This window comes from Virgibacillus salarius, from assembly GCF_039521925.1.
GTDB classification, from domain to species: domain Bacteria; phylum Bacillota; class Bacilli; order Bacillales; family Amphibacillaceae; genus Virgibacillus; species Virgibacillus salarius.
In genome coordinates this window covers 1-11,201 of sequence record NZ_BAAACY010000126.1, presented here as the reverse complement: position 1 = coordinate 11,201, position 11,201 = coordinate 1, and the positions used below count along the sequence as shown (strand labels likewise).

11 protein-coding genes are annotated in these 11,201 nt (G+C 36.7%); 4 read left to right on the top strand and 7 right to left on the bottom strand.

The window, feature by feature from the left end; translation table 11 throughout:
• Window positions 1–352: 352 nt before the first annotated feature.
• Genes ABDZ84_RS16045 through ABDZ84_RS16035 form a run of 3 tightly spaced genes read left to right on the top strand, consistent with a single transcriptional unit; the run spans window position 353 to window position 2,818 of the window.
• On the top strand, window positions 353–1,006 hold the full coding sequence (locus ABDZ84_RS16045; protein WP_026681463.1) for a GNAT family N-acetyltransferase: 654 nt from the start codon (window positions 353–355) through the stop codon (window positions 1,004–1,006).
• Window position 1,007: 1 nt separating this feature from the next.
• Entirely contained in the window at window positions 1,008–1,661 is a 654-nt protein-coding gene (locus ABDZ84_RS16040; protein ID WP_343782216.1) for an acetoin utilization AcuB family protein, read from the top strand.
• Window positions 1,658–2,818, top strand: a complete 1,161-nt coding sequence (locus ABDZ84_RS16035) for an acetoin utilization protein AcuC (RefSeq protein WP_026681465.1) — start codon at window positions 1,658–1,660, stop codon at window positions 2,816–2,818. The genes ABDZ84_RS16040 and ABDZ84_RS16035 overlap by 4 nt, the downstream gene beginning before the upstream one ends.
• A gap of 220 nt (window positions 2,819–3,038) precedes the next feature.
• Here the strand turns inward: ABDZ84_RS16035 and motS are convergent, their stop codons facing one another.
• The 4 genes from motS to ABDZ84_RS16015 form a co-directional block, all read right to left on the bottom strand.
• Window positions 3,039–3,839: a flagellar motor protein MotS gene (gene motS / locus ABDZ84_RS16030; protein ID WP_026681466.1), complete on the bottom strand. Its 801-nt coding sequence runs from the start codon at window positions 3,837–3,839 to the stop codon at window positions 3,039–3,041.
• Entirely contained in the window at window positions 3,829–4,653 is an 825-nt protein-coding gene (motP, locus tag ABDZ84_RS16025) for a flagellar motor protein MotP (RefSeq protein WP_026681467.1), read from the bottom strand. Before motP ends, motS begins: the two co-directional genes overlap by 11 nt.
• Before the next feature lie 159 nt (window positions 4,654–4,812).
• Complete coding sequence (gene ccpA / locus ABDZ84_RS16020; RefSeq protein WP_026681468.1) at window positions 4,813–5,808, bottom strand: catabolite control protein A; 996 nt, start codon at window positions 5,806–5,808, stop codon at window positions 4,813–4,815.
• A gap of 147 nt (window positions 5,809–5,955) precedes the next feature.
• Window positions 5,956–7,026, bottom strand: a complete 1,071-nt coding sequence (locus ABDZ84_RS16015; protein WP_026681469.1) for a bifunctional 3-deoxy-7-phosphoheptulonate synthase/chorismate mutase — start codon at window positions 7,024–7,026, stop codon at window positions 5,956–5,958.
• A 122-nt stretch (window positions 7,027–7,148) separates the two neighbouring features.
• On the opposite strand from ABDZ84_RS16015, the gene pilM reads away from it, so the two are divergent.
• Entirely contained in the window at window positions 7,149–9,278 is a 2,130-nt protein-coding gene (gene pilM / locus ABDZ84_RS16010; protein WP_343782212.1) for a pilus assembly protein PilM, read from the top strand.
• A 305-nt stretch (window positions 9,279–9,583) separates the two neighbouring features.
• Here pilM and ABDZ84_RS16005 read toward each other — a convergent pair whose 3' ends face one another.
• The 3 genes from ABDZ84_RS16005 to ABDZ84_RS15995 form a co-directional block, all read right to left on the bottom strand.
• Window positions 9,584–9,799: a hypothetical protein gene (locus tag ABDZ84_RS16005; protein ID WP_034679115.1), complete on the bottom strand. Its 216-nt coding sequence runs from the start codon at window positions 9,797–9,799 to the stop codon at window positions 9,584–9,586.
• A 125-nt stretch (window positions 9,800–9,924) separates the two neighbouring features.
• Window positions 9,925–10,344, bottom strand: coding sequence for a YtxH domain-containing protein (locus ABDZ84_RS16000; RefSeq protein ID WP_026681471.1), 420 nt, complete (start codon window positions 10,342–10,344; stop codon window positions 9,925–9,927).
• A gap of 18 nt (window positions 10,345–10,362) precedes the next feature.
• The gene (locus ABDZ84_RS15995) at window positions 10,363–10,767 is read right to left on the bottom strand and encodes a DUF948 domain-containing protein (RefSeq protein WP_026681472.1); all 405 of its coding nucleotides are present in this window, start codon (window positions 10,765–10,767) and stop codon (window positions 10,363–10,365) included.
• Window positions 10,768–11,201: the final 434 nt, after the last annotated feature.

Sequence of the window (11,201 nt, the reverse complement as noted above, 5' to 3'; positions counted from 1 at the left end):
TTAGTTTGGTCACTTACCATTATACTAGACTTGGGGAGGTACTCCATTTTTTATGTCTTAAACCCATTGATCCACAAAGGCTCATAATTATGAAATTCACTAAACTTATAAAAAAATAAAAGATTCTTTTAGAATACAGGCAGAAAGTCCTTTCACCGGGGCTTTAATCTGATAACTGAGGCTTTCAGTCGTAAAGCAAGCTACGAGTTCACACGGATGGTTTTGATTGTTAGACCTAAGCTTCTAATTCTGAGATCGTATCTTTTATGAATCGTTCACAGATGTTACTAAAAAATCTGTGGATATTGCTGTATAATAAATGTAAGCGTAATACATGACAGGTGGTGACTGAATGAAGCATACGAAAAAACATTATCTACAAACACGAGAGACAAGTGATGAAACGATAATCATTGAAGGACCACTGACAGCTGCAGAACTGAAGGAGTATAAATTCCATCATGATTTAACTGCATTTCGACCTGCGACGAAACAATTCGAAGCAATCATGCAAATCGCTTCCTTTCCTGAGGGGAGAATTATTGTTGCAAGAACAAAAGATACAATCATTGGCTACGTAACCTATCTACATCCCGACCCTTTAGAAAGGTGGTCTAAATTTGCAATGGATGATTTGATCGAACTAGGAGCTATTGAAGTAATACCAGACTTTCGTGGTGCGAAAATTGCTTCAGGCTTGTTAGAAGTTTCAATGATGGATACGTATATGGAGAATTATATCATTATTTCCACAGAGTATTACTGGCACTGGGACTTAGATGGTACAAAATTAAGTATCTGGGATTATCGTAAGGTCATGGAGAAAATGATGGCTGCTGGTGGACTTCTACCTGCACCTACAGATGATCCAGAAATTATTTCGCACCCTGCTAACTGTTTAATGGTACGAATAGGAAAAAATGTTTCAGAGGAATCTATTAAAAAATTTGACACGTTACGTTTTCTACAGCGACATCACTATCGAAATATGCGGGAGGGTCTTTAACATGCTGGTGGAAGAAATCATGAAGACGGAAGTAATCGCATTACCACCAACTGCTACAATAAAAGAAGCCTTACACCTACTACACAAACATAAAATAAGGCATATACCAATTGTAGATTCAACTAAAGAAGTTATAGGTATTGTATCGGATCGTGATGTGCGAGATGCTAGTCCATCTATTTTTGAAAAAGAATCCGAAGCCTGTGAATTAGATCATGAAATTCAAACGATTATGAATCAGCCAGTTATAACCATTCATCCATTGGACTTTGTAGAAGAAATAGCAAAGATTTTCTATGAACAAGAAATTGCTTGTCTTCCTGTTGTTCGCAAAAACAATAAGCTGGTTGGTATCATCACTGAAAAAGACATGCTATATACAATGATTCAATTAACGGGGACACATGTACAAAGTTCACACATAGAAGTTAAAGTTCCACATCGTCCGGGAATTCTTCCCGAAGTCACTTCCATCTTTGGTAAACGAAAAACCAATATCATTTCAGTACTTGTCTACCCATTTAAAGATAATCCAAACTACAAGATATTAGTATTCCGTATTCAAACAATGAATCCACTTCCTGTTATACAAGATCTCCGTAATGCAGGCTATGAACTGTTATGGCCAAATAATATTGCGGGGGAAAATCGATGACATGTCATGCTAAATTCATCTTTTCTGATTCCTTTTTAAATTATCACTTTAATGAAGATCACCCATTTAATCAAAAACGGATCTTGTTAACCAAGGAGTTATTGGAGAGCAAAGAACTGCTTTCTAGTAAGGATTTATTATCACCAAGGCAAGCAACAGACGAAGAACTAATGCTATTTCATGACCATGCTTATGTTGAAGCTGTTAAGCAAGCTAGTACAGGGTTGTTAGCAGATGAAGATGCAGTAGAATTTGGATTAGATACTGAGGATACACCTATTTTTCAAAATATGCATGATGCATCTGCCAGTTTGGTCGGCGGTACCCTTTCAGCAGTGGATGCAGTATTAACTGGTCAAGCGTCTCATGCGCTTAATCTTGGTGGCGGGTTACACCATGGTTTTAAAAGGAAAGCTGCTGGATTTTGCATATACAATGATGGTGCAGTAGCGATCCGTTATATTCGGGAAAAATATAACTTACGTGTTTTATATGTTGACACAGATGCACATCATGGTGATGGCGTCCAATGGGGTTTTTATGATGATCCAAATGTATGCACCTTTTCTATTCATGAAACTGGTCGCTATCTATTCCCTGGTACTGGAAATGTAAATGAACGTGGAATTAAAAGCGGACATGGATATGCATTCAATTTACCTATTGATGCTTTTACGGAAGACGACTCGTTTTTACACGTTTATACTTCTGCATTAAGAGAAATTACGGCCTTTTTTAAACCAGATGTTATTGTAACTCAAAATGGAGCGGACGCCCATTGTTATGATCCTCTGACACATCTTTGCGCGACCATGTCGATATATGAAAAGATACCAGCGCTAGCTCATGAGTTAGCCCATCAATATTGTAATGGGAAATGGATTGCGCTTGGTGGTGGTGGCTATGATATTTGGCGAGTAGTTCCACGTGCGTGGGGACAAATATGGAATATCATGAAACATAATCAACTAGCAACAGGGGCACTCCCAGAGAAATGGAAAAACAAATGGCAGAAATATTCGAAAACACCTCTGCCAGATTACTGGTCAGATTCAGCCAATATCGTACCGCATATACCTAGAAAACAGGAAATATCAGAGAAAAATAACAATACATTACTGCAGTTATTAAAATATACGAAAAAAATCGAAATGTAGGAACAAAAGCGTAAGCTCCCGAATAGAAACGTAGCGACGATTCAACGGAGATAAAGGACTCACGGTGTGCTTGCGAGCCAATAATGACTTAGATTAGGGCGATTTGTGAACTCCCCTAGTTTCCGGGCGCTGGAGCTGGAAGCTGCCCAACAAGCGCCTATTGTTTATCCACATGGGCTAATTTTATAATTTCCTAGACTATTAATAAAGGAGATAACCATTATTGGTTATCTCCTTCAACTGGGCTTTGATTTCTTTCCAAAATCACTATTTCTACACGCCTATTTTTACTCCAATTAACTGCTGAAGTATTAGGCGCTATAGGCTGTGTATCCGCATAACCTACTGATGAAAATCGGGATCTATCAAAGTCATTTTGCTGCAATAAATAACGAATGACACTGCTTGCTCTTGCTCCTGAAAGCTCCCAATTCGAAGGATAACGATAGTTAGAAATTGGTCGACTATCTGTATGTCCCTCAACATGTACATGATTCGGTAGATTTTTGAGTAACGAACCTATTTTGTTTAAAAATGGTTTCCCAGAATTTAGGATAACCGCCTCACCAGAGTCAAACAATATACTCTCCTGTAGTACAAGCTCAACCCCCTGCTTTGTTCTATTAGCAGAAATTACTTTATTCAAGTCATTTTTATCTAAGTAAGCTTCTACTTCCTTCATTAAATCATCTAATGATTGTTCATTTTTATCCGTTTGTTTATCTCGATCGTTTGTGTTCGGCATCTGCGTAGGTGTGTCAAATTCATTAGACTGTTCTCCACTTTCTTCATTACTTGTATTTTCCGTTGGATTGTCCATAGGAACAGGTGAAGGATAAAAATCGAAAATCATTCGATTACGAAATGAATCTGAAATTGCCTCAAATTTCACTAAATCAATTTGCGACATGGAAAACAAAAGAATAAAAAATACTAAAATAAGCGTAACCATATCCGAATAAGTAACCATCCACTTTGGCGCACCATTCTTATTTGATCGTCTTATTTGCCTACGCTTCATGAATACTCTCCTCCACGAATTTAGCAGAATCGTCACTTTCTTGTTTTGCTTTTGATTCGTTGGATAGGAAGGCACTTAATTTTTCTTCCAGTATTCTTGGGTTCTGTCCGGATTGAACACCGATTACACCTTCAATAATGATCTGTTTGAGAAATACTTCTTCTTCCGTTTTACTCTCGAGCTTACTTGCCATGGGTATGAAAACCAAATTTGAAAGAACTGTACCATACAGCGTTGTTAACAACGCCACTGCCATACTCGGCCCTAATGTTGAAGGATCTTGTAAATTATTGAGCATGAGCACCAGTCCAACAAGTGTTCCTATCATTCCCCAAGCTGGTGCGTATTCTCCTGCCTTTTCTATTAAGGATCTGCCTCTATAATGACGATCTTCTACGGCAGTAATCTCAGCGTCCATTATATCTTTAATTACTTCCGGCTCAATACCATCTACAGCTAAGAGAATACCCTTCTTAATAAAAGGATCTTCTACTTCCTCTAGTTCGTTTTCCAGTGCCAATATTCCTTCTCTTCTAGCTCTTTCTGATAAACGAACAAATAATCCAATCAATTCAGGTAAGCGTTGGTCATTCTTATGAAATGCTTCACTTAAGACCTTTCTTGTTAATTTAATTTGTTCCATTTTAAAATTAATCAACATGGAGGCAACTAGTCCTCCGATAACGATAAAAATGGAGGAAATATCCATAAAAATAGATGCCCCACTTGTACCGCTTTTGGAAACAATGGCCAGCATAATCATAATAAAACCTAATGTAATGCCGATAGGAGTTAATATATCACGTTTTCTCATATTCTCTCTCCTCAGATAGCTGTTGATTGAGGATGTTCAAAATTGGAAGTGGCATCGCGTTTTAACCCCTGATAAAGCTTAGTCCACGTGTCTAATCCATCCAATTCCAACATTTGAACATGCATCTTTCATCTCTATTTAGTATATCGGCATCTTTTATTATTTTGTTGAGCTTCTTTTTTCAATCCGGTGCGGTAAAACGACTTTTTTATCTTGTACTTCTTCTTTATTCATATATTTTGTTAAGAGTCTCATTGCCACAGCACCAATATCATACATTGGCTGAACAATCGTTGATAACGTTGGTCTTACCATTGTCGCCAAACGAGTATTGTCAAATCCAAACACTTCTATATCTTCTGGAACACGATAGCCTTTATCTTGCGCGCCATGGATAACGCCTAAAGCCATTTCATCCGAAGCCACAAAAATAGCGGTTGGTTTTTGATCTTGCTCTAACAACTGGTGCACCGCTTCAATTCCTGAGCTATACGAATAATCTCCTTTAATAACCAGTGATTCATTTACGGAATGCGAAGCTTCATTTAATGCTCGGGCGTAGCCTTTATATTTCAACTGATTGATATGCGTATCTTCTAGTCCAGAAACAAACGCAGGTATATCGTTACCTTGCTCTATTAGGAATTTAGTTGCCTCATATGCAGCTTCTTCATAGTCTATATTTACAGAAGGAATTTCATGGTTATCATCATATGTAGCAGCTAACACTACTGGTACAGATGAACTCTTAAACTGTTGAACATGTTCCTCCGTAATATTTCCACCCATAAAAATAATCCCATCTACTTGCTTTTCTAGCATGGTATTTATTAATTGTAACTCTTTGTCTTTATTTTGATCCGAATTACTTAAAATCATATTGTATTTATACATTGTTGCAATGTCTTCAATACCTCGGGCTAATTCTGCGAAGAAAATGCTGGATATATCAGGTATAATCGCACCGACAGTTGTTGTTTTCTTACTTGCTAGCCCTCTAGCCACTGCATTGGGACGATATCCTAATCTTTCAATTGTTGCTAATACCTTTTTACGAGTTGTTGGTTTTACATTGGGATTCCCGTTTACGACACGAGAAACTGTAGCCATGGATACATTTGCTTCTCTTGCTACATCATATATTGTAATGTTCATTTTCTTTTTACCTCCTAATATATAGATATCGTTCTCTATTTTCTATATCATACTCTACTATGAAACATTTTTCAAAGCAAAAAAGGCTGATGCATCACAATGGACCATCAACCTCTCTATTTCAGAACATTAAAATGAAACAAAACTTTATTTCATCCGATTAGACATATCCTTAACTTCTTCCATAAAACGATTAAATGTTGGAATATCCATCTGTTGTGCTGAATCTGAAAGGGCAACAGCAGGATCCGGATGAACTTCTGCCATAACACCATCAGCGCCAATTGCAATCGCTGCTTTCGCTGTAGGTAATAGCAGATCTCTTCTACCAGTGGAATGTGTGACATCAACCATAACCGGCAAATGCGTTTCCTGTTTTAATACTGGAACTGCAGAGATATCTAACGTGTTACGTGTCGCTTTTTCATACGTCCGAATTCCTCGTTCACATAAAATGATATTTCCGTTGCCTCGTGAAATGATGTATTCTGCTGCGTTGATAAATTCAGAAATGGTGGCTGAAAGACCACGTTTTAAAAGTACGGGCTTATCCACGTCACCGGCTGCCTTTAACAATTCAAAATTCTGCATGTTTCTAGCACCAATTTGAATTACATCAACATAATCCATTGCCTGCTCAATATGTGCGGGGTTTACAATTTCGCTAACAACAGCTAACCCATACTCATCTGCTGCTCTTTTGAGTAATTGTAAGCCTTCAACACCAAGACCTTGGAAATCATATGGAGACGTTCTTGGTTTAAATGCTCCCCCACGCAGTAGCCTTACTCCATTCTCTTTTACAGCTTTGGCTACACGAGCAACTTGTTCATATCCCTCAACGGCACATGGTCCCATTACAAAATGAATAGAACCGTCTCCAATTGAAGCACCATTGATATCTATGACCGTATTTTCCGGCTTCTTTTTTCTAGATACAAGTAATGCTTTACGGTGATCATCCTCTTGTAGTTCCAAGCTAGCTTTGAAAATTTCCTTAAAGATATGCTCAATGGTTGCGTTCTCGAACGGACCATCATTAATTGAAGTAATTTTATCTAACATATCTCTTTCTCGCACAGGGTCAAATCGCTTAATACTCTGTTTTGCTTTTATTTCCCCGATTTGTTGAACAAGTGTAGCACGTTCATTTATTAACTTTAAAATCTCCTGGTTCACATGATCCAGTTGATCTCTAACCTGATCTAACTCACTCATATTATGTTCCCCCTATGCCTCTTGTTTTTAATAATTAGTGACAATTATAGCTAAAAATTTTTTCTTTGTCGATAAAAAGTTTATAATTGATTCATATTATCTGTTTGAAAGGATTATTGCTTATGAAGGATCGGATTTTTGCACTGGATATTGGGACACGCTCTGTAACTGGAATCATACTAGAAAAGCGTGACCAAACCTATCATATGTTGGATTATTATATGATGGAACATAAAGAACGGTCGATGAGAGATGGACAAATACATAATGTTGTGGCTGTTTCTGAAACAATTATAGAAGTAAAAAATAAATTGGAGTCATCTCACGGCTCGCTTAGCAAGGTGTGTGTTGCTGCTGCTGGAAGAGCATTAATGACTACACAAGCAACTGCTTCTAAATCATTACAGGATACACCGATCACTAGCGAAGAAACAATTAAACACCTAGAATTAAGCGCTGTCCAAATGGCACAATTGAACTTGCAAAAACTACAGCAAGATGCTGATTTATCCTCTTATTATTGCGTTGGCTATTCCGTGTTGCATTATCGTATAGATCAGCAGCAAATTGGTTCACTAATTGATCAGCGAGGTACAGAAGCTTCTGTCGAAATTATCGCTACGTTTTTACCTAAAGTTGTTGTTGAATCATTATTAGCAGCCTTAGGAAGAGCTAACTTAGAAATGGAAGCTCTTACCTTAGAACCTATTGCAGCTATACATGTGCTTATTCCAGAGTCTATGAGAAGATTAAATGTTGTGCTAGTTGATATTGGAGCTGGTACTAGTGATATAGCTATAACGGATAAAGGGACAGTAGTTGCATATGGAATGGTTCCAATTGCGGGTGATGAAATTACGGAAGCAATAAGCGATCAATACTTATTAGATTTTCCATCTGCAGAAAAAGCAAAACGTATGATTGTCGATAATGGTGAAGCTATTGTAGAGGACATTCTAGGATTTGAAGCGACAATTACACCCAACATGATAGAAAACGATATTACGGATGCAATTGATAACTTGGCCACGCAAATATCGAATGAAATTATCAATTTAAATTCACACTCGCCAAAGGCCGTAATGCTTGTTGGTGGAGGAAGTCTAACACCAGGAATAACCAATTCAATAGCTAGTAAATTAAATCTACCGATAAATCGAGTAGCTGTACGGGGAATTGATGCAATTAACCAATTAGAAAAAACCAATAAATTACCTACAGGACCTGATTTTGTCACTCCAATTGGTATAGGAATTGCGGCCAAACAAAATCCTGTCCACTATGTCAGTGTTACAGTTAACGGTAATACGATAAGATTATTTGAAATGAAAGAATTAACAGTGGGAGATTGTCTTATTCAATCCAGTATAGATATTCAAAAATGGTATGGAAAGCCAGGTATAGCCTCGATTATAACTATAAATAACAAAGAAGTTACGTTACCTGGTGAAATTGGTGAACCACCGAGTATCCAATTAAACGATACCAATGCTTCTGTGAATAGTAAGATTCATAATGGTGATATCATAACAATTGAAAAAGGCCGTGATGGAAAGCATGCTCAAGTAACAATTCAGGAACTTCTTGGAGATATACCACCTTTAATGATTTATTATAACGGAGCAAAATATCACATATATCCTCAGTTTGAGGTGAATAACGTACCAGTAACGAAAGAATATAGTATACAAGATCGAGATAATCTTACATGGAGACAACCGAACAGCTTAGAAGCTGTTTTAAATCAAGTATCTTCTGATAAAGTAGGAAAAGATGAACCATTTATCGTCTATGTAAATGAAGAACCAATCCACATTACAAAGGGCGAACCACAAATAGCTCTTAACGGCAAGCCTGCTACAATGGATCATCGTCTTAAGCAAGGAGATCGATTACAGCTATTACTAGCTGAACAGCCAACTGTAAAAGATGTACTGAACCAGTTAAATAAACCATTAACACATAGGATTATGGTTTCGTTTAATAATGAGTCAGTAGAACTTGTTCAACCTCTATATGTAATTAAAAAAGGGGATAGCATACTTGATGAGGATACACCATTAAAAAAGCATGATCGATTAAAAGTTTACGAACAAGAGCAGCAGCCATTTATCTATCAGGACATTTTTCGTTATGTAGATTTAGACCTCACGAACGCCAACGGCAAATTCTCTATATATCAAAATAATGCACCATCTAGCTTTCATTCAACGATTAAGCATGGTGATCATTTACAAATCATTTGGGAATAATACACGGCTTAGTTAGAACAAAAGCGCAAGCCTCCGAATAGAAACGTAGCGACTTTAGCGAGTAAGGAATCACGATGAGTTTGCGAGCCGATGATGACTTAGATTAGAGCGATCGTGAAGTCGCATCGTTTCTGGGCGCTGGGGCTGGACAGACTCAACACGCCCATATTTATCGAGCTAATTTTTATAATTTCCTATACTAATAAAAAGGACTCCACGCAGAATAAAATGGTGTCCTTTTTATTTATGTTCTTTTCATTACTAAGCCTTATTTTGCTAATAGATATTCCTGATAAAAGAACAGACTAAGACATAGCTAAATAAGCGATGAAAATAATGAGAAAACCAAATCCAATAATATAGGCTAAGAAAGCCGGGTTAAGTAATACCGGATGTTTTCTTGTTGCTTTAAATTCAGTATCATACTCACTATTTCTTTCCTCAATATCTTTGCCGACTTTAATTGTAAAAAATAATGCAATAACTACAAGCACTGCACCTAATACGATTAATAGAAGCATGTAAATACCGCCTTTTTTCTTATGTTTTGAAGAAAGACGAGTCCTTATACATTGCATTTTTTTATAAATAAAAAGGGCTGCCCTTAAAGACAGCTCTGTTCTCATAAGACATACCTTTTTATTCGTTACTTCTGTTTTTCTAATTCTTCTGCAGCGTCTTCTATTGCCTCTGCAACTTCTTCTGCTGCTTCTAGTGCCTTATCTTCTTTACTTCTTTTTTCTTGTAATTTAGCCTGTACACTCTTGGTAATTTCCTTTGTTTTCTGTGATGCATTCTTCGTAATTTGAGCTGTTGAATCCATCGCTTTTTTCTTTAGCTCTGAACCAGTTGTATAGGCTTTATCTTTCCAATCTGAACTTTTTTCTTGCGCAACGTCTTTCCAAACATATGCGCGGTCCTTTACTTGATGAGCACCCTGATTAATATCACCTCGTAATTCTTTACCAGATTTTGGAGCCAATAGTAAAGCTGTAACTGCTCCAACAATTCCTCCGATAAAAGTACCCAATAAAAAGTCCTTACTATTCATATTGTTATCTGCCATGTAATTTTCCTCCTATATTTATTTATTTTTTTTCTTCCATAAATCCATAAGAACTGTTCCCCATTTAATGGCCTGAGAGGCTTTTTCAGGATTTTTACTAGCAGTTCGAGAAATACTGTTAGAAAGTTGTCTTAAAGACTGATTGAAATCTTTAACAGTTTCCCCAATACCTTTTGCACCATCAAATAATCCATTCATTTTTGCCGATTTTTGATTAAGGTCATCTGCGAGCTTGTTCGTTTTATTTAATAATTGGGTTGTTTCTTCGGTTATACCCTTCATTTGCTTATCTAAACCTTCTAATGTACCAGCCACATGACTTAACGTTTCCCTGGCTGCTTTTAACGTAATAATTACATAAACAACTAAGACAACAAAAGCTATTGCTGCTATAAACGCTGCTATATATCCGAGAACTTCCACTATGTCCACTCCTTCTACTATCACTATGTATTGTAATATTTTCAATATGTGTATATATCCAGAGAATAGATTTACTAATAAACCTATTTCTACTGATCTCTACTTGTAAAGTATAGCAAAAAATGGCTATAAATAAAAATACCCTTATATATTTCAACTAAAACCTATTGTTCTCTGTCTGATCTAGTCATTTAATGTCCTTATAATATTAATTCGACAACCTTGTATAATTTCCTTTATTTTTATTAGTAATTACAAAAAGTAAAAATTCACAGGTGGGGTTTTACTGCCAGTTATATGTCGGATAAAAAATAGCCTAATAAGATTAGAACTACAGCGATTAAAGAAGTTACTAAGAAAAACTGAGCAAAATTCGCTCAGTCCTTATCACTACATGCTCAGATTTACGCTTCCTCTAGTAGCTATTATGGAAT